The organism is Streptomyces sp. NPDC042002, from assembly GCF_055588305.1.
On the sequence record NZ_JBVJCT010000021.1, the window covers coordinates 97,906 to 123,376 of the forward strand.

General features: G+C 72.9%; 2 protein-coding genes. Both read right to left on the bottom strand.

Going from position 1 to position 25,471, the window contains the following annotated elements; all coding sequences use genetic code 11:
* Positions 1-265: 265 nt before the first annotated feature.
* On the bottom strand, positions 266-5,176 hold the full coding sequence (locus ACZ6KY_RS27035) for a type I polyketide synthase (RefSeq protein ID WP_469312884.1): 4,911 nt from the start codon (positions 5,174-5,176) through the stop codon (positions 266-268).
* Between the two features lie 207 nt (positions 5,177-5,383).
* Entirely contained in the window at positions 5,384-25,453 is a 20,070-nt protein-coding gene (locus tag ACZ6KY_RS27040; RefSeq protein ID WP_469312885.1) for a type I polyketide synthase, read from the bottom strand.
* Positions 25,454-25,471 lie beyond the last annotated feature (18 nt).

A 25,471-nucleotide genomic window follows, 5' to 3' on the forward strand; every position in this document is an offset into this window, starting at 1 on the left:
GGACGAATCGACTGCGCACTGCGAGGCTATTGAGCGCCCGATATCCCCCACAACCCCTAACTGCCCCCTACGCACCCCTGGGTGGAGGGGAATCAGGGGGCAGTCGCACTACGGGAAAATATCTGGTGGCTGACCATCGTGACCAATATCGAGGTCGCCGTCAACACGCTTTCACATTCCGAGTCCGAGCAAATCAGCCCGCATTTCCCGACGCGGTACGGGCGGGTGGGCCGACTCCCTCCGGGAAAGGAGCCGGCCCACCGGATCAGGCGCGGCCCAGACCCTTGTTGATGAACGCGAACAGCTCCTCGTCGCTGGCGTCCTGGAGCCGGTCCACGTCGTCCAGCACGTCGACCGGGGCGCTGCCGTCGGAGACCTCGTCACCGGACGCGGGGGCCGCCGGGTCCACGGCGTCGTTCCACTTCGCCAGCAGCGACTGGAGCCGCATCGTCACCCGGGCCCGTACGACGTTGTCGGAGGTGCCGTGCTCCAGCACCGCCTCCAGTTTGTCCAGCTCCTCCAGCAGCGGGGCGCCGCCCGCCGCCGCGTCCGGCACGATCCCGGCCCGCAGGAAGGCCGCGACGGCGGCCGGCGTCGGGTGGTCGAAGACGAGGCTCGCGGGCAGCTTCAGCCCGCTGACCGCGCCGAGGCGGTTGCGCAGGTCCACCGATGTGAGCGAGTCGAAGCCGAGCTCCTTGAAGGCCCGCCCGGCCTCGATCGACGACAGGTCGGCGTGGCCGAGGACGGCCGCCACAGCGGTGCGGACCAGTTCCAGGACCGTGCGTTCCTGCTCGGCCTCCGGCAGCCCGGCCAGCTGCTGGGCCAGCGGCACGCCCCCGGCCAGTTCCTCGGCGGACTCCCGCTCAGCGCTCTCGATCACCCGCCGCGCCTCCGGCAGTCCCAGGAGCAGCGGCCGGTCCCGGTCGGCGGTGAAGGCGAGCGTGAACCGCTTCCAGTCCATGTCCACGACCGTCAGCGTCGCCTCGTCGCGGTCCAGCGCGTGCTGGAGGGAGACCAGCGTCCGCTCGGGCGGCAGCACCAGGATGCCGTGCCGGCGCATACGGTCGCCGGCCGCCCCGCCGTCGCCCGCCGCGCTGTCCCACGGACCCCAGGCGATCGAGGTCGCGGGCAGCCCGGCCGCGCGCCGGTGCTCGGCGAAGGCGTCCAGGAAGGCGTTGCCCGGCGCCTGGTTGCCCTGACCGGGCGCGCCGAAGGTGGCGGCGAAGGAGGAGAAGAGCACGAACGCCGACAGGTCGAGGTCGCGGGTCAGCTCGTGCAGGTGGCGCGTGGCGTCCACCTTGAGCCGCAGCACCTCCCGCATCCGCTCTGGCGTGAGCGCCTCGACCACGCCGTCGTCCAGGACGGCGGCGGTGTGTACGACGGCCGTCAGCGGGTGCTCGGCGGGGATGCCCGCGATGAGCGCGGCCAGCGCCTCGCGGTCGGCCACGTCGCAGGCCGCCACGGTCACCTCGGCGCCGAGCGCGGTCAGTTCCTCGCGCAGCTCGGCCGCCCCGGGCGCCTCCGGCCCCCGCCGGCTCGCCAGCAGCAGGTGCGCGGCGCCCTTGCCCGCCAGCCAACGGGCCACCTGCGCGCCCAGCGTGCCCGTACCGCCGGTGACGAGCGTGGTGCCCCGCGGCTTCCACTCGCGTACGGCCGGCACGTCGGCCAGCCGTGCCCGCACCAGTCGGCGGCCGTAGAGGCCCGCCGGTCGCAGCGCTACCTGGTCCTCGGCGCCGTCGCCCGCGAGCAGGCCCACCAGCCGGGCGAGCGTGCGCTCGTCGGCTTGCTCGGGCAGGTCGAGCAGACCACCCCAGCGCCCGCCCTGCTCCATGGAGGCCACCCGGCCCATGCCCCACACCAGCGCCTGTTCGGGCTCGGCGAGCCGCTCGGCGGAGTTCACCGCGACCGCGCCCCGGGTCAGGCACCACAGCGGCGCGTCCACACCGGCGTCCCCGAGCGCCTGGAGCAGCGTCACCGCGTCGGTCAGCCCGCCACCGGGCAGCAGTACGGCCCCGGCCACCTCGTCCGAGGCCTCGCGGATCCGGGCGGCAAGCTCGTCGCGGCTTTCGCCGGCGACCGCGAGGGTACGGACGTCGGCTCCGTGCTCCGTGAGCGCACCGGTGATCGCGGCGGCGTCGGCTCCCTCGGGTACGGCGACGAGCCAGGTGCCGGACAGGCGCGCGGTGGCCGGGTCGGCGATCCGCTTCCAGGTGACCCGGTAACGCCAACCGTCCACCGTGGACTGCTCGCGGCTCTGCCGACGCCAGGACGACAGGGAAGGCAGGACGGAGGTCAGCGAGTCGCTGTCGGCCAGGTCCAGTTCGGCGGCCAGCGCCTCAAAGTCCTCGCGCTCCACCGCGTCCCAGAACCGTGCGTCCTCGATGCTCTCCGAGACCACCGGCACCTCGACGGGCGCAGCCTCGGGCCAGAACCGCTGCCCCTGGAAGGCGTACGTCGGCAACTCCGCCCGACGCGCCCCCGAACCGGCGAACACGGCGTCCCAGTCGACCGAGGCCCCACGCACGTACGCCTCGCCCACCGACTGCCAAAACCGCTCCAGACCACCCTCGTTACGGCGCAGCGACCCCACCACAGCCACCTCACGACCAGCGTCCTCGGCCGTCTCCTGCACACCCACACTCAGCACCGGATGCGGACTCGACTCCACGAAGACACCGAAGCCCTGCTCCAACAGGACGCGGGTCGCCTTCTCCAACTCCACCGTCTGGCGCAGATTGGTGAACCAGTAACCCGCATCCAGCTCAGGACCCGTCACCCACTCATTGGTAACCGTGGACAAGAACGGAACCCGCGCCTCCAACGGACACACCGGAGCCAGGAGCTCAGCAAGCTCCTCACGCAACAGCTCCACCTGCGCGGAATGCGAGGCGTAGTCCACAGCGATCCGCTTCGCCCTGACACCGTCCTTCTCACACGCGGCCAGGAACTCATCCAGCGCCGTCGCCTCACCCGAAACCACCACCGACGAAGGCCCGTTCACCGCCGCCACCGAAATCCGGCCCTCACCCCACGGCGCTATCCGCTCCCGCACCCGCACAGCCGGCAACGGCACCGACACCATCCCGCCCAGACCCGCCAGCAACCGGCCGATCGCCTGACTGCGCAACGCAACCACACGAGCCGCATCCTCCAGAGACAAGATCCCCGCCACACACGCGGCAGCGATCTCACCCTGCGAATGACCCACCACCGCATCCGGCACCACCCCGACCGAACGCCACACCTCGGCCAGCGACACCATCACCGCGAACAGCACCGGCTGCACGACATCCACCCGGTCCAGGGAAGGCGCGCCCTCGGCGCCGCGCAGCACGTCGCGCAGCGACCAGTCGGTGAAGGGTTCGAGCGCCTTCGCGCACTCGTCCACCCGGGTGGCAAACACGGGTGAAGCGTCCAACAACGCCTCGGCCATACCCACCCACTGCGACCCCTGACCAGGGAAGACGAACACCGTCCGACCACCCACCACCGAACCGGTCACCACACCAGCGGCCATCGCACCCGAAGCGACCGCCTCCACCCCGGCCACACGATCGGGACCCAGCACCACGGCCCGATGCTCCAACCCGGCCCGCGCCAGAGCAAGGGAACGCCCGACCACCACCGGATCCGCGTCCCGACCCTGGGCCTGGGCCAGCCACTCCCCCAGCCGCGCCGCCTGCCCCCGCAGCGCCACAACACCCTTGCCCGACAACACCCACGGCACCACCGCAGGACGGGCACCCTCCACAGCCGCGCCCTCCTCGACCTCCGGCGCCTGCTCCACGATGACGTGAGCGTTCGTACCACTGAAACCGAAAGAGGAGACGCCCGCACGGCGCGGACGTTCCACCTCGGGCCACGCCGCGGCCTCTCGTACCAGTGAGACCGCGCCCGCCGACCAGTCGATGTGCGGCGACGGCTCGTCGATGTGGAGGCTGCGCGGCAGCACGCCGTGCCGCATCGCGAGGACCATCTTGATCACGCCGGCGACACCGGCCGCGGCCTGCGTGTGTCCGATGTTCGACTTCACCGAGCCGAGCAGCAGCGGGCGTTCGGCCGGTCGGTCCTGGCCGTACGTGGCCAGCAGCGCCTGCGCCTCGATGGGGTCGCCGAGGCCGGTGCCGGTGCCGTGCGCCTCGACGGCGTCGACTTGGTCGGCGGAAAGGCGCGCGTTGGCGAGAGCCTGGCGGATGACGCGCTGCTGCGACGGCCCGTTGGGCGCGGTCAGGCCGTTGGAGGCACCGTCCTGGTTGACGGCCGAGCCACGAACGACCGCGAGGACGGGCCGCCCGTTGCGGCGGGCGTCGGAGAGTCGCTCCAGGAGCAGCACACCAACACCCTCGGCCGGGCCGAAGCCGTCCGCGTCGGCCGCGAACGCCTTGCAGCGGCCGTCCCGGGACAGACCCCGCTGCTTGCTGAACTCCACGAAGAGGCCGGGCGTGGACATCACGTGCACACCGCCCGCGAGGGCCAGCGAGCACTCGCCGTTGCGCAGCGCCTGCACCGCAAGGTGGATGGCGACCAGGGACGCCGAACAGGCCGTGTCGACGGTGACCGCCGGGCCCTCCAGACCGAAGGTGTACGAGAGCCGGCCGGACATCACGCTGGCGGCGTTGCCGGTGCCCAGGTGACCGGCGTAGTCCTCGTCGGCAGCCAGCAGAGGAGTGAGGTAGTCGGAGCCGTTGATGCCGACGAAGACGCCGGAGCGGCTGCCGCGCATCGAGGACGGGTCGATGCCGGCCCGCTCGAAGGCCTCCCAGGTGGTCTCCAGCAGGACCCGTTGCTGCGGGTCCATGGCCATGGCCTCGCGCGGCGAGATGCCGAAGAAGGCGGCGTCGAAGGTGGTGGCGCCGGTGAGGAAGCCGCCCTCGCGGGTGATGGAGGTGTTGGGCTCGTCGGGGTCGTCGGAGAAGAGGTTGTCGAGGTCCCAGCCGCGGTCGGCGGGGAATTCGGTGAGCGCGTCCCCGTCGTTGCGCAGCAACTCCCACAGCTTCTCGGGGGAGTCGCTGCCGCCCGGGTAACGGCAGGCCATGGCTGTGATGGCGATGGGCTCGTGGGACCGGCTCTCGATGTCCCTCAGTTGCCCGTGGGCCTCGTCGAGTTGCGTCGTGACTTTCTTCAGGTATTCGCGGAGTTTCGCTTCGTTCGCCACTGGCGCTTCACCTGTTCGCATGGTCGAGAGCGTGGAGGTATTCGCACGTGCTCGGGATGGTTCGGGTCTGGGGTCTGGGGTCCCGGGAGCGCTCCTCAGGGGTCCCCAGGGGGCGGGCGCGCCGCCGGACGCACCGCCGGTCGGGCCGACAGTGCGTCCGGGGCGGCGACGCGCCCGAGGGGGTGGTGACGCCCAGGGGGTGGTACGCCCGCCCCTGTGGGCGGCGGTTCAGCCTTGGCCCAACTTCTTGTCGATGAGGGCGAAGAGCTCGTCGTCGCTGGCGTCCTCGATCTCGTTCGCGTCGTCGTCCTCGGTGGTGGGGCGGGCCTCGTTCCACCGGCCGAGCAGCGCCTGGAGCCTGACCGCGACGCTCGCGTGGGCCGCCTCGTCGTCGCCGACGGCCTCGGCCAGCCGCCCGGAGTCGAGCGCGGAGAACACGCTCTCCAGCCGGTCGATCTCGGCGAGGAGGGACGGCTCGCGGGCGGGCGCCTCCGGGGCGACCTCGGCCAGCAGGTGCCGGGCGAGGGCCGCCGGGTTGGGGTAGTCGTACACCAAGGTGGCGGGCAGCCGCAGTCCGCTCGCCGCGGTGAGCCGGTTGCGCAGCTCGACCGCTGTGAGCGAGTCGAAGCCGAGCTCCTTGAACGCCTGCTCTCCGCCGACGAGTTCGGCCGACCGGTAGCCGAGCACTGCGGCAACGCTGCCGCGTACCAGGTCCAGCACGGTCCGCTCGCGTTCGGCGGGCGCGAGCGCGGTCAGGCGCTCGGCCAGCATCGGCTCCGCCGTGGCCTCGCCGGTCCCGTCCTGTGCCGGGCGGGCGGCGGCGGGGACAGTCCGGCGCACCGGGGTGCGTACGAGGCCTCGGAACATCGGCAGGATGCCGCCGTCGGCCGCGCGGGCGCGCAGGGTGGCCGGGTCGACGGCGACCGGCATCAGCACCGGCTCGTCGCTCGCGAGGGCCGCGTCGAAGAGTGCCAGGCCGTGCGCCGCGTCGAGCGGTGCGACACCACCGTGTGCGGCCCGGGTCCGTTCGCCCTCGGTGAGCCGGCCCGCCATGCCACGCTCCTCCGCCCACATGCCCCACACCAGGGACAGGGCGGGCAGACCCGCCGCGTGCCGGTGCCGGGCGAGGGCGTCGAGGAGGACGTTGGCGGCGGCGTAGTTGGCCTGTCCGGCGCCGCCGAGGGTGCCGGCGGCGGCGGAGAACAGCACGAACGCCGCCAGGTCCAGCTCGCGGGTCAGCTCGTGCAGGTGCAGCGCCGCCTCGGCCTTGGGCCGCAGTACCGCGTCCACCCGCTCCGGGGTGAGCAGGTCCACGACCCCGTCGTCCAGGACGGCGGCGGTGTGCACGACCGCCGTCAGCGGGTGCTCGGCGGGTACGGAGGCGAGCAGCGCCGCCACCGCGTCCCGGTCGGCCACGTCGCACGCCGCCCAGGTCGCGGTGGCGCCCAACTCGCGCAGATCGTCCGCGAGTTCGCGTGCGCCTTCGGCCTGTTCGCCGCGTCGGCCGACCAGGAGCAGATGGCGTGCACCGTGCTCGGCGGCCAGGTGCCGGGCGAAGAGCCGGGCGAGGCCGCCGCTCGCGCCGGTGAGCAGGACCGTGCCCTCGGGGTCGAGGGCACGGCCGGTACCCGTCGGCGCGTCCTGACGCACCAGCCTGGGGGCGAGGAACTCCGCCCCGCGCAGAGCGAGTTCGGGCTCGTCGGACGCGGTCGTGGTGGTCAGCGCCCGCAGGGACGCCTCCGTGCCGTCGACGTCCACGAGGACGAACCGGTCCGGGTTCTCGGTCTGCGCCGCGCGCACCAGGCCCCACACCGGGGCGTGCGCCAGGTCGGTGACCTCGGCCTCCGTGCCCGCGGCGACCGCGCCCCGGGTGACGAGGACCATCCGGGATCCGGCGAACCGGCCGCCGGCGAGCCACGCCTGAACGGTGGCGAGCGCCCGGTGCGTGGCCGCCCGTACGCCGCCGATCAGGTCCTGCTCCAGCGTGTCGGCAGCGGGGAGGAACGGAACGTACACCGTGTCGGGCAGTTCGCGACCGGCGGCGACGGCTGTCTCCAGGGCCGCCAGGTCCGCGTATCCGTCGAGGTCGCGGCCCGCGCCGGCGAAGGCGTCGAGCAGCACCCGGTCCGGGTCCCCGACCACGACCCGGTCGGCGGCGGAAGCGTTGGCCGGAACGGCCACGGGCTGCCAGTCCAGCCGGAACAGCCCGTCCGTCCCGCCGACAGGGGCGAGCGCGAACCGCTCGGCGTCGAGCTCCTCCGTCACCAGCGCGGCGACGGAGGCGAGCGGCGCGCCCTCGGCGTCGGCCAGCTCCACGGACACGGTGCCCTCGCCCTGCGGAGTGAGCGTCAGACGCAGCGCGTCCGCGCCCCCCGCGTGCAGGCGCACACCGCGCCACACGACCGGTAGCCGGCGCGCGGCCCCCTCGGCCACGGCCGTAACCTGTGCCACCGCGTCCAGCAGTGCCGGGTGCAGCCCGAACCGCCCGGCGGAGGGCTGGAGTTCGTCGGCCAGCCGGGCCTCGGCGAACACCTCCTCACCACGCGTCCACACCCGGGTCGGAGTACGGAAGGCCGGGCCGTGGTGACGGTCCGCACCGGCGATCCGCTCGAACAGGGTTCCGACCGGCACCTCCTGCGCGCCGACGGGCGGCCACGGGGTCGTGTCGGCCCCGGTACGGGCGGCGGTGCGGGCCGTACCGACGGCCAGCAGGCCGGTGGCGTTGCGCGACCACGCGCCGTCTGCGGCCGATTCGGCCCGGCTGTGCACCTGTACGGTGCGGCGCCCTGCGTCGTCCGCCGCGCCGACCGCGACCCGCAGCTGGACGGCCCCGGTCTCGGGCAGCACGAGCGGCGCCTCCACGGTCAGTTCCTCGACGGTGTCGCAACCGACCTCGTCCCCGGCCCGCACCGCCAGCTCGACGAACGCCGCCCCGGGCACCACCACGCTGTCCGCCACCACGTGGTCGGCCAGCCAGGGGTGCGTACGCAGGGACAGCCGCCCGGTGAACAAGAACCCGCCGGAGTCCGGGAGTTCGACGGCGGCACCGAGCAGCGGGTGCCCGGCGTCACCGATGCCGGCCACCGTCACGTCACCGCTCTCCACGAACGCGTCCACCCAGTAGCGCTGGCGCTGGAAGGCGTACGTGGGCAGGTCCACTCGGCGCGCGCCCGTACCGGAGTGGTACGCGGCCCAGTTGACGGCGGTGCCGTGGACATGGGCGAGAGCGAGGGCCGTGGTCAGGGTTTCGGTCTCGTCACGGCCGGCGCGGAGGGCGGGGGTGAGGACCGCGGTGTCGGGGTGGTCGAGGCAGTCCTGGGCCATGGCGGAGAGGATCCCGTCGGGGCCGAGTTCGAGGTACGTCGTCACGCCGGCGGCTTCGAGGGTGCCGATGCCGTCGGCGAAGCGGACGGCCTCACGGACGTGGCGGACCCAGAAGTCGGGGTCCGTCATGTCGTCGGTGACCACCGTGCCGGTCAGGTTCGACACCACCGCGATCCGGGGACTCTCGTAGGTCAGACCCTCGGCGACCTTGCGGAAGTCGGCCAACATGCCGTCCATGTGCGGCGAATGGAACGCGTGACTGACCGCCAGCCGCTTGGCCTTACGGTCCCTGAACGAGCGGACAACCCTCTCGACCTCGTCCACGTCACCCGCGATCACCACGGACCGGGGCCCGTTGATCGCCGCGACGCTCACCCGCTCGCTCAGCAGCGGCACGACCTCGGCCTCGGTCGCCTCCAGCGCGATCATCACCCCACCCTCCGGCAGGGCCTGCATCAACCGGCCGCGCGCCGACACCAGCGTGCAGGCGTCATCCAGAGACAGCACCCCCGCCACATGCGCGGCAGCGATCTCACCGACCGAATGCCCGGCAACAAAGTCCGGCTTCACACCCCACGACTCCACCAGCCGGAACAACGCCACCTCGACCGCGAACAACGCAGGCTGCGCGAACTCCGTACGGTTCAACAGCTCGACGTCCTCGCCGAACAGCACCTCCTTCAAAGTGAGTTCGAGGTCCATGCGGCTCGCCACCGCGTCCAACGCCACGGCGAACGCCGACTGGGACACATACAACTCCCGCCCCATACCCAGCCGCTGACTCCCCTGCCCGGTGAACAGGAAGGCTGTCTGCGGGTCCGTGCCGGCCACGCCCCGTACGACCCGGGTGTCGGTCCGGCCGGCCACCAGCTCACCCAGGGCCTCGCGGAGGTCTCCGAGGTCGGCGCCGACGACCACCGCGCGGTGGTCGAGGAGCGCGCGGCCGGTGGCCAGCGAGTGGGCCACGTCATCGGGCCGCAGCCCGTCGTGGGCGGCCAGGTGCGCCCGCAGGCGCTCGGCCTGGTCGCGCAGGGCCGCCGCGTCACGGCCCGAGAGGACCCACGCGGACGCGCTGGGCGCGCCCTGCGCCCGTACGGCGTCGGGCTCCTCCATGGCCGGGGCCTGCTCCAGGATGGTGTGGGCGTTCGTCCCGCTCACGCCGAAGGAGGAGATGCCGACGCGGCGCGGGCGGCCCGTCTCGGGCCACGCCACGGAATCCGTCAGCAGAGAGACCTCGCCGGCGGTCCAGTCGACGTTCGGGGTGGGCTCGTCCACGTGCAGGGTCCTCGGGAGCACGCCGTGCTCCATCGCCAGCACCATCTTGATCAGACCCGCGACACCGGCCGCGGCCTGGGTGTGACCGATGTTGGACTTCACCGAACCGAGGAGGAGCGGTTGGCCGTCGGGGCGGTCCTGACCGTAGGTCGCCAGCAGTGCCTGGGCCTCGATCGGGTCGCCCAGCCGCGTGCCCGTGCCGTGTGCCTCGACGGCGTCGACCTCGTTGGCGGACAGGTCCGCGCTCGCCAACGCGGCGCGGATGACACGCTGTTGGGACGGACCGTTGGGCGCGGTCAGCCCGTTGGAGGCGCCGTCCTGGTTCACGGCCGAGCCACGGACCACCGCGAGAACCGGGTGACCCTTGGCCCGCGCCTGCGACAGGCGCTCCACGAGCAGCATGCCGACCCCCTCACCCCAGCCCGTACCGTCCGCAGCCGCCGCGAACGCCTTGATCCGACCGTCCGACGCCAGGCCGCGCTGCCGGCTGAACTCCTCGAAGGCGCCCGGCGTGGACATCACCGTCACGCCGCCGGCCAGCGCCATGTCGCACTCGCCGTTGCGCAGCGCCTGCGCCGCCAGGTGCAGGGCCACCAGCGAGGAGGAGCAGGCCGTGTCGACCGTGACCGCCGGACCCTCCATCCCGAACACGTACGAGAGGCGACCGGAGACGACGCTCGCGGAGTTGCCCGTGCTCATGAAACCGTCGCCGCCCTCGGCGGAGTTGAGGACCAGGTTGAGGTAGTCCTGACCGTTGGTGCCGACGAACACACCCGTACGGCTGCCACGCACCGACGAAGGGTCGATGCCGGCGCGCTCGAACGCCTCCCACGAGGTCTCCAGCAGCAACCGCTGCTGCGGGTCCATCGCGAGGGCCTCGCGCGGTGAGATGCCGAAGAAGCCGGCGTCGAACTCTGCGACGTCGTAGAGGAATCCGCCCTCCCCCGCGTACCCCTCGTCCTCGGCCCGCGGGCCGAAGGCGGACTCGGTGTCCCAGCCCCGGTCGGTCGGGAACGCGCCGATGGCGTCCCCGTCGGCGGCCAGCAGGTGCCAGAAGTCCTCGGGTGTCCGTACGCCGCCCGGGAAGCGGCAACTCATCGCGACGATGACGATCGGATCGCCGGTGACAGCCGCGACGGTCGTAGCCGGCCCCGACTCGTCGTGTTCGCGGAGGAGTTCGGCGCGTAGATGGTCGGCGAGCGCGGCGGAGGTCGGGTAGTCGTAGACGAGCGTGGCGGGCAGGCGCAGCCCGGAGACCGCGTTGAGGCGGTTGCGCAGCTCGACCGCCGTCAGCGAGTCGAAGCCGAGCTCCTTGAACGCCCTTCCGGCGCCCACTACTTCGACGCCCGCGTGGCCGAGGACGCCGGCCACCTCCTTGCGGACCAGATCGAGCAGCAGCCGCTCCCGCTCGCTCGGGGGCAGCTCGGCGAGCCGACCCGCCAGACCGTGCCGTTCGGAGGCCGGGGCTTCGCCGTCGGTCGCGCCGGAACCGGTCTCCCGGGCCTCCGCGATCTCGGCGAACAGGTTGCTCGCCCGCGCGGCCGTGAAGGCGGGGGCGTAGCGCGCCCAGTCCACGTCCGCCACCGTGACGGCGGTGTCGCCGGCGCCGACGGCCCGGTGCAGGGCCGTGACGGCGAGGTCGGCGTCCATGGGCGGCACGCCGCCCTGGCGCATGCGGGCCTCCAGCGCCTGGTCGGCGGCCATGCCGCCGTCGGCCCACGGGCCCCAGGCCAGCGAGGTCGCGGCCAACCCGTCGGCGCGGCGCTGCTCGGCCAGGGCGTCCAAGTAGGCGTTGGCGGCGGCGTAGTTGGCCTGACCCGCCGTGCCGATGGTGCCGCTCATGGAGGAGAACAGCACGAACGCGTCCAGCTCGATGCCGAGTTGGGTCGTCAGCTCGTGCAGGTTGCGGGCCGAATCCGCCTTGGCCCGCAGCACGGACCGGATCCGCTCCGGGGCGAGGCCGTTCAGCACGCCGTCGTCCAGGATGCCGGCGGTGTGGACCACGGCCGTCAGGCCGTCCGCCTCGGCCGCCAGCAGCTCGCGCAGCGCGTCCCGGTCGGCGGCGTCGCAGGCCACCACGGACACGTCGGCGCCCAAGTCGGCCAGTTCGGAGGCGAGTTCGGCCGCGCCGGGAGCATCCATACCCCGCCGGCTGATGAGGACCAGGCGCTCGGCGCCCTCGGCGGCCAGCCGTCGGGCGACCTTGCCGCCCAGCGCACCCGTGCCACCCGTGATCAGGACAGTGCCGGAGGGGTTCCAGCCGGCCGCGCCCTCGGCCTGCGGGGCCCGGACCAGACGGCGGCCGAAGGCGCCGGAGCCGCGCACGGCGACCTGGTCCTCGTCCGAGCCGGAGACAAGGCCGGAAGTGGCGCCGGTTCCGGCGAGCACGCCGGCGAACCGGGCCGCGGCCCGCTCGTCCAGCCCGGTGGGGATGTCGACCAGACCGCCCCAGCGGTCCGGGTGTTCCAGGGCCGCGACCCGGCCCAGGCCCCACACCTCGGCGGCGCCGGGATCGGCGAGCCGGTCGGAGCGGCCCACGGAGACCGCGCCACGGGTCACGGCCCACAGCGGGGCCGGGACAGCCACGTCGCCGAGGGCCTGCACCAGCGCGGCGGTCTCCACCGCGCCCAGCAGCGAGACCACACCGGCCACGTCGGCGAAGTCCGCGAGCAGCGCGGCGACCGCCGCGCGGGCGGATCCCGCCGGGACGGCGAGCGTACGCACCTCGGCACCCGCGCCTGCCAGCGCGGCCACCACATCGGCATCGCCCCCGCCTCCGCCCGCGGCCTCGGCCGGTCCCGCGACCAGCCACGAGCCCGACAGCCGGACACCAGCGGCCGGGTCGGCCAGCGGCTTCCAGGTGACGCGGTACCGCCAACCGTCCACCGCCGACTGCGCCTTGCGACGCTTGCGCCACGCCGACAGGGCGGGCAGGACACCTGCCCAGCTCTCCCCGTCGCCGGACTCGACCGTCTCCGCCAGCGACTCCCGGTCCTCGCGCTCGACCGCGTCCCAGAACCGGGCGTCCACGGCGTCCGTGGTGCCGTCACCGGCAACGGCCCCGGTCCGGACGGTCTCCGGCCAGTAGCGCTGGTGCTGGAAGGGATACGTGGGCAGGTCCGCGTACCGGGTCACGATGCCGGTCCCGTGGAAGGCGGCCCAGTCGACCGGGACGCCCCGGACGTGGGCGGTGGCCAGTGCGGTGACGACGGTCTCGGCCTCGATCCGGCCGCCACGCAGCGCGGGCACGAAGCCGGCGTTCCCGTCGGTCACGCAGTCCTGGGCCATGGCGGAGAGGACCCCGTCCGGACCCAGCTCGATGTACGTGGTGACTCCGGCTGCTTCGAGCGCGCGGATACCGTCGGTGAAGCGGACCGCCTCCCGGACGTGACGGACCCAGAACTCGGGCCGCGTCAACTGCTCCGAAGCGAGAGCACCGCTCACATTCGAGACCAGTGCTATCCGCGGGGCCTGGTACGTGATGCTCTCGGCGACCTCACGGAAGGCGTCCAGCATGCCGTCCATGTGCGGCGAGTGGAACGCGTGACTGACGGTCAGCCGCTTGGACCTGCGGTCGCTGAACGATCCGGCGATCCTCTCGGTCTCGTCCGCGTCGCCCGCGATGACCAACGAGCGCGGCCCGTTGATCGCGGCAATGCTCACCCCCTCGCCGAGCAGCGGAGCGACCTCGTCCTCGGTCGCCTCCAGCGCGATCATCGCCCCGCCCTCGGGAAGGGCCTGCATCAGCCGGCCACGCGCCGACACCAGCCGGCACGCGTCCTCCAGTGAGAACACCTCGGCCACATGCGCCGCGGCGATCTCACCGATCGAGTGACCGGACACGTAGTCGGGCTTCACACCCCATGACTCGTACAGCCGGAAGAGGGCGACCTCCACAGCGAAGAGCGCCGGCTGCGCGTACTCCGTCCGGTTCAGCAACTCGGCGTCCTCGCCGAACAGCACGTCCTTCAGCGGCAGTTCGAGGTCCGTCCGCTCGGCGACCGCGTCGAAGGCAGCGGCGAACACCGGGTACGCGGCGTACAGCTCACGCCCCATCCCCAGCCGCTGGCTCCCCTGCCCCGTGAACAGGAACGCCGCCTTCCCGCCGGCCCCCGAGCCACGGACGACACCGGGGGCCGTGCTGCCCTCGGCGAGGCTGGCGAGTCCGGCCAGCAGGCCCTCGCGATCCCCCGCCACCACGGCGGCCCGCTCCTCGAACGAGGACCTCCCCAGCGCCAGGGCGCGCCCGACCTCGGCCGCAGCCAGTTCCGGAGCGGCAGTCGCACAGGAGAGCAGTGCTCTCGCCTGGTCCCGCAGGGCGGAGTCGGTCTTCGCCGACAGCAGCACCGGGAGTACCGGCTGCTCGGAGGCGGCGGCTGCGGCTACGGTGTCCGGAGCGGCCAGTTCCGGTGCCTGCTCAAGAATGGTGTGCGCGTTCGTCCCGCTGAAGCCGAACGAGGAGACCCCCGCGCGACGCGGGCGACCCGTCTCGGGCCACGCCACCGTTTCCGTCAGCAGGGCGATGTCGCCCGCGTCCCAGTCCACCTGCGGGGACGGCTCGTCGACGTGCAGCGTTTGGGGCAGCACGCCGTGGCGCATGGCCATGACCATCTTGATGATGCCCGCGACACCGGCCGCGGCCTGCGTGTGCCCGATGTTCGACTTGACCGACCCCAGGTGCAGCGGCAGCCCCGCCGGACGGTCCTGCCCGTACGTCGCCAACAGCGCCTGCGCCTCGATCGGATCACCCAACCGCGTCCCCGTACCGTGCGCCTCGACGGCGTCCACCTCGGCAGCGGTCAGCCCCGCGCTCTCCAGGGCGGCCCGAATCACCCGCTGCTGCGAGGGACCGTTCGGGGCGGTCAGACCGTTGGACGCGCCGTCCTGGTTGACAGCAGAGCCACGCACCACGGCCAGGACGGGATGCCCGTTGCGGCGCGCGTCGGACAGACGCTCCACGAGCAGCATGCCCACGCCCTCGCCCCAGCCCGTGCCGTCGGCAGCCGCGGCGAAGGCCTTCACGCGACCGTCGGAGGCGAGCCCCCGCTGACGGCTGAACTCGATGAAGGTGCCCGGCGTGGACATCACCGTGACGCCGCCCGCCAGGGCCAGGTCGCACTCGCCGTTGCGCAGCGCCTGGATCGCCCAGTGCAGCGCGACCAGCGAGGAGGAGCAGGCCGTGTCGACCGTGACCGCGGGGCCCTCCAGGCCGAAGACGTACGAGAGCCGGCCGGAGACCACACTGGCGGCGGTGCCGGTCCCGAGGTGGCCTTCCAGGCCCTCGGAGTCCTCCAGGAGTACGGAGAGGTAGTCCTGGCCGTTGGTGCCGACGAACACCCCTGCCTGGCTGCCCCGGAGCGTCTCCGGGGCGATGCCGGCGCGCTCGAACGCCTCCCACGACGTCTCCAGCAGCAACCGCTGCTGCGGGTCCATCGCCAGCGCCTCACGCGGCGAGATCCCGAAGAACTCCGCGTCGAAGTCGGCCGCGTCGTAAAGGAACCCGCCCTCACGGGCGTACGACGTGCCCAGCGCGCCGGGGTCGGCGTCGTAGAGCGCGTCGACGTTCCACCCCCGGTCCAGCGGGAGGTCGCCGACGGCGTCAGTGCCGGACGCGAGCAGTCGCCACAGGTCCTCGGGCGTCCGTACGCCGCCGGGGAAGCGGCAGCTCATCGCGACGATGGCGATCGGGTCGTCGGTGGAGACGGCCACGGCCGGCAGCAGCGTGCCGGACACCTCGACTCCGCCCACCAGTTCGGCCCGCAGGTACGCGGCGAGGGAGGTCGAGGTCGGGTAGTCGTAGACCAGGGTGGCCGGGAGCTTCAGACCGGTGGCCGCGGCGAGTCGGTTGCGCAGCTCGACGGCGGTCAGCGAGTCGAAGCCGATCTCACGGAAGGCGCGCCCCGCCTCGATCTCGTCGGCACCGGAATGCCCGAGCACCTCGGCGACCTGGGTACGCACCAGGTCGAGCAGGAACGCCTCGCGGTCGCCCGCGGGCAGCTCCTGGATCCGCCGGGCCAGCGACGAACCGGGCTGCGCGGCCTGACCGTTGACGGCACGGGTGGCCGCGACCTCGGGGAGCTCGGCGAGGAGGTTGCTTCCCCGGACGGCGGTGAGGCCCGGAGCGTAGCGCTCCCACTCCACGTCCACGACCATCAGCGCGGCCTCGATGGAGCCGACGTTGTGGATCATCGCCGTCAGCGCCGCATCGGGCGCCATCGGCGGCACGCCGCCCTGGCGCATACGGGCTTCCAGCGCCTGGTCGGCGGCCATGCCGCCGTCGGCCCACGGGCCCCAGGCGAGCGAGGTCGCGGCCAGCCCGTCGGCGCGGCGCTGCTCGGCCAGGGCGTCCAAGTAGGCGTTGGCGGCGGCGTAGTTGGCCTGACCCGCCGCACCGAGCGTGCCACTCATGGAGGAGAACAGCACGAACGCATCGAGCTCGATGCCGAGTTCGACGGTGAGCTCGTGCAGGTTGCGGGCGGAGTCCGCCTTGGCCCGCAGCACCGACGCGAACCGCTCGGCGGTCAGGGAGTCCAGCACACCGTCGTCCAGGACACCGGCCGTATGCACGACGGCCGTCAGACCCTCCGCCTCGCCCGCCAGCAGCTCCCGCAAGGCGTCCCGGTCAGCGGCATCGCACGCCACCACGGACACGTCCACACCCAAATCGAGCATTTCGGCGGCGAGTTCGGCCGCACCCGGGGCGTCCATGCCCCTGCGGCTGGTCAGCACCAGGCGTTCGGCGCCCTCGGCGGCCAACCTCCGGGCGACCTTGCCGCCCAGGGCGCCCGTACCACCCGTGATCAGGACAGTGCCGGACGGGGTCCACGAGCCCTGACCGCGAGGCGCACGGACGAGGCGACGGCCGAAGACGCCCGCCTCCCGCACCGCAACCTGATCCTCGTCAGAACCGGAGCCCGCGAGCACGCCGGCAAACCGGGCCGCTGCCCGCTCGTCCAACTCGGCCGGAACATCGACCAGACCACCCCATCGCTCCGGGTACTCCAGCGCCGCCACCCGACCAAGGCCCCAGACACCGGCGGCGACCGGGTCCGTCAGCCGGTCGGACCGGCCCACCGAAACCGCGCCCCGCGTCACCGCCCACAACGAAGCCACCACACCGGCATCACCCAACACCTGCACCAGAACAGCGGTCTCCACCACACCCAGCAGCGAAACCACACCGCTCACGTCGGCGAAGTCCGCGAGCAGTGCGGCGAGCGCCGCGCGGTCGGATCCCGCCGGGACGGCGAGCGTAGGCACCGTGGCACCCGCACCCGACAGCGCGGCCACCACGTCCGAGTCGCCCGCGCCCTCGGCGGCCGACACCACCAGCCACGAACCACTCAGCCCGCCGGCAGGGCTACCGGTCAGCGGCTTCCAGCTGACCCGGTAACGCCAACCATCCACCTCCGACTCGGCCTTGCGCCGCTTACGCCAGGCCGACAGGGCCGGCAACAACTCGGTGACGGTGGCGTCACCGGCCACGTCCAGCTCGGCAGTCAACGCGGCCAGATCCTGCTGCTCGACCGCGTCCCAGAAACCGTCGTCCGTGACGGGAGCGGTCCCGCCGATGACGGGAGCACCGGTGGGCAGGACGGTGTCCGGCCAGTAGCGCTTGCGCTGGAAGGCGTACGGGGGCAGGTCCACGCGGCCGGCGCCCGTACCGGCGAAGAGGGCGGACCAGTCCACGGCCGCGCCGCGAACATAGGCCTGGGCGAGGGCCGCGACGGCGGTCTCGGCCTCGTCACGGCCACCACGCAGGGCGGGGACGAAGACAGCGGCGTCGGCGTTCTCGACGCACTCCTGGCCCATGGCGGAGAGAACCCCGTCCGGACCCAACTCGACAAACGTGGTCACCCCAGCGGCTTCGAGGGTCTGGATACCGTCGCTGAAACGGACCGCCTCACGGACGTGACGGACCCAGAACTCGGGCCGCGTCAACTGCTCCGAAGCAAGAGCACCGCTCACATTCGAGATCACCGATATCTTCGGCAGCCCGTACGTCAAGCCCTCCGCCACGGCACGGAAGTCGTCCAGCATCCCGTCCATGTGCGGCGAATGAAACGCGTGACTGACCGTGAGCCGCTTCGACTTGCGGTCGGAGAACGATCCGGCGATCCTCTCGGCCTCGCCAGCATCACCCGCGATGACGACGGACTGCGGCCCGTTGATCGCCGCGATGCTCACCCGCTCGCCCAGGAGCGGCGCGACCTCCGCCTCGGTGGCTTGAAGGGCGATCATCACCCCGCCCTCCGGCAGCGCCTGCATCAGCCGACCCCGCGCCGACACCAGCCTGCACGCGTCCTCCAACGAGAACACCCCCGCCACATGCGCAGCAGCGATCTCACCGATCGAATGCCCGGACACGAAGTCCGCCCGCACACCCCACGACTCGAACAGCCGGAAGAGGGCAACCTCCACCGCGAACAACGCCGGCTGCGCGAACTCCGTACGGTTCAACAGCTCAACATCGTCCCCCAACAGCACCTCCTTCAGCGGCAGTTCGAGATCCATCCGCTCCGCCACCGCGTCCAACGCCGCAGCGAACACCGGGTACGCCCCGTACAACTCCCGCCCCATACCCAGCCGCTGACTCCCCTGCCCCGTAAACACGAAGGCGAGCCCGCCACTGTCGACCGCGCCCCGGACCAAGCCCACCGAGGTCCCGCCCTCGGCGAGAGCCGTAAGCCCGGCGGTCAGACCCACGTGCCCATCGGACGGAACCCCCAGCACGACCGCCCGATGCTCCAGAGCAGCGCGACCGGTGGCGAGCGAGTAGCCGACATCCAGGGCGCCGACCGGGCCCTCCGCGAAACCGCGCAACCGAACAGCCTGACCCCGCAACGCCTCGGCCGTACGACCCGAGACAAGCCACGGCAACACCGGCACCGTGCGAGACGCCTCAGGCACCGAGGCCGGCATGTCCTCAGGAGCCTGCTCGACGACGGCGTGGGCGTTGGTGCCGCTGTAGCCGAAGGAGGAGACACCCGCGCGGCGCGGGCGGCCCGTCTCCGGCCAGGCCACTGCCTCGGTCAGCAGGGAGATGTCCCCGGCGGACCAGTCGACGTGCGGAGTCGGCTCGTCCACGTTCAGGGTCCTGGGCAGGACCCCGTGGCGCATGGCCATGACCATCTTGATGACGCCGGCGGCACCGGCGACGGCCTGGGTGTGGCCGATGTTCGACTTCACCGAGCCGAGCCACAGCGGCCGGTCGGCGGAGCGCCCCTGGCCGTACGTGGCGAGCAGCGCCTGCGCCTCGATCGGGTCGCCGAGTGCCGTACCCGTACCGTGCGCCTCGACGGCGTCCACGTCCGTGGCGGACAGGCCGGCGTCGGCGAGGGCCTCGCGGATGACGCGCTGCTGGGACGGGCCGTTGGGAGCGGTCAGACCGTTGGAGGCGCCGTCCTGGTTGACGGCGGTGCCCTTGATGACCGCGAGGACCGGGTGGCCGTTGCGGCGTGCGTCGGACAGGCGCTCCACCAGGAACAGGCCGACGCCCTCGGACCAGTTGGTGCCGTCAGCGGAGGCGGCGAAGGCCTTGATGCGGGCGTCGGCGGCGAGGCCGCGCTGCCGGCTGAACTCGGTGAACGCTCCGGGCGTGGACATGATCGTCACGGCGCCGGCGAGTGCCATCGTGCAGGTGCCGCGCCGCAGTGCCTGGGCCGCGAGGTGCAGGGTGACCAGGGACGACGAGCAGGCCGTGTCGATGGTGACGGCCGGGCCCTCCAGGCCGAAGGTGTAGGAGATGCGGCCGGAGACGACGCTGGCGGCGTTGCCGGTGCCGAGGTGGCCCTCCAGTCCGTCGGAGTCGTTGAGCCAGAGCTGGAGGTAGTCCTGCGCGTTGGAGCCGACGAAGACGCCGGTACGGCTGCCGCGCAGGGTCGCCGGGTCGATGCCGGCCCGCTCGAAGACCTCCCAGGTGGTCTCCAGCAGCAGCCGCTGCTGCGGGTCCATCGCCAGCGCCTCGCGCGGCGAGATCCCGAAGAGGCCCGCGTCGAAGAGCGCGGCGTCGTGCAGGAAGCCGCCTTCGCGCACGTAGGAGGTGCCCTCTTGGTCGGGGTCGTCGCTGTAGAGGGTGTCGAGGTCCCAGCCGCGGTCGGCGGGGAAGGCGGTGATGCCGTCGCGGCCCTCGGCGAGCATGCGCCACAGGTCCTCGGGGGAGGCGATGCCGCCGGGGAAGCGGCAGCCCATGGCCACGATGGCGATGGGGTCGTCGGACTCGTCGGCGGCGGTCCGAGCGACCGCGGCGGTGCCGGCCTGGGCGGCCACGTCGCCGACGATCTCCTCCCGCAGGTACGCGGCGAGCGCGGTCGCGGTCGGGTAGTCGAAGACGAGCGTGGCGGGCAGTCTGCGCCCGGTGGCCTCGCCGAGCAGGTTGCGCAGTTCGACGGCGGTCAGCGAGTCGAAGCCGAGCTCCTTGAACGAGCGGCCGGGCTCGACGGAGGCGGGGCCGGGGTGGCCGAGGGCGGAGGCGACCTGCTTGCGTACGAGGTCGAGCAGGACCCGGTCCTGTTCGGCGGCCGGGAGGCCGGCCAGACGGCGGCGCAGCCCGTCCTCGCCGCCCGCGAAGGCCGCGCCGGTGGCGGTGCGGCGCGCGGCGACACGGACCAGGCCCCGCAGCAGCGGCGCCAGAGTGCCGGCGCGGGCCTGGGTGCGCAGCGCGGCGGTGTCGATGCGCATGAGCACCGGGGCGGGCTCGTCGAGCCGGTGCACCAGGTCGAACAGGTCCAGGCCCTCGGCGGTGGTCAGGGGCGGCAGGCCGTTCCGGCGCATGCGGCCGAGGTCGGCCTCGGTGAGGGTGCCGGCCATGCCGTCGGCGTCGGCCCACAGTGCCCAGGCGGTTGAGGTGGCGGGCAGCCCCAGGTACCGGCGGTGCTCCGCGAGGGCGTCGAGGAAGACGTTGGCGGCGGCGTAGTTGCCCTGGCCGGGGCCGCCGAAGACACCGCCGATGGAGGAGAAGAGGACGAAGGCGGTGAGGTCGAGGTCGCGGGTCAGCTGGTGCAGGTTGCAGGCCGCGTCCACCTTGGGGCGCAGCACGGCCGAGAGCCGCTCGGGGGTGAGGGAGGCGATCACGCCGTCGTCGAGGACGCCGGCGGTGTGTACGACCGCGCCGAGCGGGTGCTCCGCGGGCACGGCGGCCAGGACGGCGGCGAGCGCGTCCCGGTCGGCCACGTCGCAGGCCGCCCAGGTGGCGGTGGCCCCCAACTCGACCAGTTCCGCGGAGAGTTCGGCGGCGCCTGGTGTGTCCGCGCCGCGTCGGCCGACCAACAGCAGGTGTCGTACGCCGTGTTCGGTGACCAGGCGGCGGGCGACCAGGCCGCCGAGCATGCCGCCCGCGCCGGTGACGAGCACGGTCGCGTCGGGGGCGTACGTGACGACGGGTTCGGTGTCGTCCTCCTCCTCACGCACCGGCACGCGGACCAGGCGGGGGGCGTGCGCGGTGCCGTCCCGCAGGACGAGTTGCGGTTCGCCCGCGTCGAGCGCTGCGGGCAGGGCGCGTACGGAGGAGTCGAGACCGTCGGTGTCCAGCAGCAGGAGCCGGTCGGGGTACTCGGACTGCGCGGAGCGCAGCAGGCCCCACACGGCGGCGTGGACGGGGTCGGTGACGGTGTCGCCGACCGCGCCGCGCGTGACCACGACGAGCCGGGCGTCTCCGAACCGCCCGTCTCCGCACCACTGTTGGACCAGCGCGAGTGCGCGGTGCGCGGCGTCGTGCACGGCCTCGGCGTCCACCCCCGGCGTACCGTCGACGGTGTACGGACCGTAGCCGACGAACACGGCGTCCGGGACGGGCGTGCCGTCCGCGACGGCTCCGGCCAGCGCGGTCAGGTCTCTGTACGCGGCGATTTCGCCGCCCAGCGCGGTGGGCAGCGCCTCGAATGCCGTATCGGGCGCGGCATCGAACGTGGCATCGGACGTGGTCTCGTTTCCGGCCTCATTTCCGGCCTCGTGGCCGGTGAGCACGTCGGCCGGATCGCCTAGCACAGCCCAGCGCAGGGTGCGCGCGGGCGTTTCGGCGGGGGTGGGCAGCGCGGTCCACTCGGTGCGGAACACCGACTCGTGGTGCGCGGCGCGGGCGACCCGCAGCTGGTCGGCGGAGACCGTGCGCAGCACCAGCGAGTCGACGGTGGCGACCGGTGCGCCGCCGGCGTCCGCGATCTCCAGGCTCACGCCGTCGGCACCGGCCGGGGTCAGACGCACCCGCAGGGCGTCGGCGCCCGCGGCGTGCAGACGCACTCCGGTCCAGGCGAAAGGCAGCCGGCCCTCGCCGTCGGCACCACCCAGCACGCCGAGCCCGAAGGCGTGCAGGGCCGCGTCCAGCAGCGCGGGGTGCAGTCCGAAGTCCCTTGCGGCAGCGGCGTGTTCCTGGGGAAGGGCGACCTCGACGCAGACCGCGTCACCGTGCCGCCAGGCAGCGGTCAGCCCCTGGAACACAGGGCCGTAGCCCATGCCGACCCCGGCGAGGTCCGCGTACAGGCCGTCGACGGCGAGCGGTTCGGCACCGGGCGGCGGCCACTCTGTCAGGTCGGCGCCGGTCTGCGCCGGGCCCTGGCCGAGCAGGCCGGAGGCGTGTCGGGTCCACGGTTCCTCGGTGGCGTCCTGCGGCCTGGAGGAGAGCGAGAAGGTACGGCGCCCGGAGCCGTCCGCGTCGGGCGCACCGAGGTGGATCTGCACCTGGACGCCACCGCGCGCGGGCAGCACCAGCGGCGCTTCCAGCGTCAGCTCCTCCAGGACGTCGCAGCCGACCTGGTCACCGGCGTGCACGGCGAGCTCGACGAAGGCCGTGCCGGGCAGCAGGACCGTGTCCATGATCGTGTGGTCGGCCAGCCAGGGGTGGGTGTCGAGACCGAGCCGGGCGGTGAGCAGCAGCCCCTCGGTGTCGGCGAGCGTCACTGCGGCGCCGAGCAACGGGTGCCCGGCCTCCTCCAGACCGGCCGCCCGCACGTCCCCGGCCCGCACGCCGGGCGCCAGCCAGTACGTCTGTCGCTGGAAGGCGTACGTGGGCAGGTCGACGCGGCGCGCGCCCGCACTGGTGAAGTACGCGGCCCAGTCGATGCGTGCGCCGTGGGCGTGAGCCTGGGCGAGGGCGGTGACGACGGTCTCGGCCTCGTTACGGCCGCCGCGCAGGGCGGGGACGAAGACAGCGGCGTCGGCGTTCTCGACGCACCCCTGGGCCATGGCGGAGAGGACTCCGTCGGGGCCGAGCTCGACGAACGTGGTGACGCCCGCGGCCTCCAGGGTGCGGATGCCGTCGGCGAAACGGACCGCCTCACGAACGTGACGGACCCAGAACTCGGGCCGCGTCAACTGCTCCGAAACGAGAGCACCGCTCACATTCGAGATCACCGATATCTTCGGCAGCCCGTACGCCAGGGACTCCGCCACGGCGCGGAAGTCGTCCAACATCCCGTCCATGTGCGGCGAGTGGAACGCGTGACTGACCGTGAGCCGCTTGGACCTGCGATCGCCGAACGACCCGGCGATCCTCTCCGCCTCCTCCGCGTCACCCGCGATGACGACGGACTGCGGCCCGTTGATCGCCGCGATGCTCACGCGCTCCGACAGCAGCGGCGTGACCTCGTCCTCGGCGGCCTGAAGGGCGATCATGACCCCGCCCTCGGGCAGCGCCTGCATCAGCCGACCACGAGCGGACACCAGCTTGCAGGCGTCCTCAAGCGACAGCACCCCGGCCACATGCGCCGCAGCGATCTCACCGATCGAATGCCCGGCAACAAAGTCCGGCTTCACACCCCACGACTCGAACAACCGGAACAACGCCACCTCAACCGCGAACAACGCCGGCTGCGCGAACTCCGTACGGTTCAACAACTCGGCACCCTCGCCGAACAACACCTCCCGCAACGGCAGTTCGAGATCCATCCGCTCCGCCACCGCGTCCAGCGCCGCCGCGAACACCGGGTACGCCCCGTACAACTCCCGCCCCATACCCAGCCGCTGACTCCCCTGCCCCGTAAACAGGAAGGCGAGCCTGCCACCGACAGCGGAACCGCTGACGACACCCGGGACGACGCGCCCCTCGACGAGGGCGGCCAGCCCGGCCAGCAACCCCTCGCGGTCACCCGCCACGACAGCGGCCCGCTCCTCGAAGGCGGCACGGCCCAGTGCCAGCGAGCCTCCGATATCGGCCGGGCGCAGCTCAGGGTGCGCCTCGACGTGCGCGAGCAGCCGACGGACCTGGTCAAGCAGCGCGTCCTGCCCCTTGGCGGACAGCAGCCACGGCACGACCGACGGCCGGACCTCCCCGGCGGGCGCGCTCTCGGACACGGGCTCGACGACGGACTCGGACTCGGGAGCCTGCTCGATGATCGTGTGGACATTGGTGCCGCTGACGCCGAAGGCGGAGACGCCGAAGCGGCGCGGACGCCCGGTCTCGGGCCAGGCGTGCTGCTCGGTGAGCAGCCGCACGGCACCGGCGGACCAGTCCACGTGCGAGGTCGGTTCGTCCACGTGCAGGGTCCTGGGCAGCACTCCGTGGCGCATGGCCATGACCATCTTGATGATGCCCGCGACACCGGCCGCGTTCTGGGTGTGGCCGAGGTTGGACTTCAGCGAACCGAGCCAGAGCGGCCGTTCGGCCTCGCGACCCTGGCCGTACGTGGCCAGCAGCGCCTGCGCCTCGATCGGGTCGCCCAGCGTCGTACCCGTACCGTGCGCCTCGACGGCGTCCACGTCGGCGGTGGTCAGCCGGGCGCTTTCCAGGGCCTGGTGGATGACGCGCTGCTGGGCGGGGCCGTTGGGTGCGGTCAGACCGTTGGAGGCGCCGTCCTGGTTCACGGCCGAGCCGCGCACGACCGCGAGGACCTGGTGGCCGTTGCGGCGCGCGTCGGAAAGGCGCTCCACCAGAAGCACGCCTACGCCCTCGGACCAGCCGGTGCCGTCGGCGGACTCGGCGAAGGACTTGCAGCGCCCGTCGGGCGACAGTCCGCGCTGCCGGCTGAACTCGACGAAGACGTCCGGGCCCGCGAGGACGGTGACGCCCGCGGCGAGTGCCAGCGAGCACTCGCCGTTGCGCAGCGCCTGGACGGCCATGTGCAGTGCGACTGATGAGGAGGAGCAGGCGGTGTCGACGGTGGCGGCGGGACCCTCCAGACCGAAGACGTACGCGAGCCGGCCGGAGGCCACGCTGGAGGCGGTGCCGGTGAGCAGATGGCCTTCGACGCCGTCGGGCAGGTCGGTGGTGGCGGCGCCGTACGCGTTGGCGGAGGCGCCGACGAAGACGCCGGCGCGGCTGCCGCGCAGCGTGGCCGGATCGATGCCGGCGTGCTCGAAGACCTCCCAGGTGGTCTCAAGCAGCAGGCGCTGCTGCGGGTCCATGGCGAGGGCCTCGCGCGGCGAGATCCCGAAGAACGCGGGGTCGAAGTCGGCCGCGTCGGGCAGGAATCCGCCCTCGCGGGCGTAGGTGGTGCCCTCGTGGTCCGGGTCGGGGTCGTAGAGGGTCTCGGTGTCCCAGCCGCGGTTCTCGGGGAACCCGGAGATGGCGTCGGCGCCGCTCTCGACGAGGTGCCACAGGTCCTCCGGGGACCGTACGCCGCCGGGGAAGCGGCAGCTCATGCCGACGATCGCGATGGGTTCGCGTGAGGCGTCGGTCAGCTCCTGGTTCCGACGGCGCAGCCGCTCGGTTTCCTTGAGGGAGGCCCGCAGCGCTTCAACGACTTTTACGTCGGGGGTTGTCATCACTCACTCCGCACTTCGGGC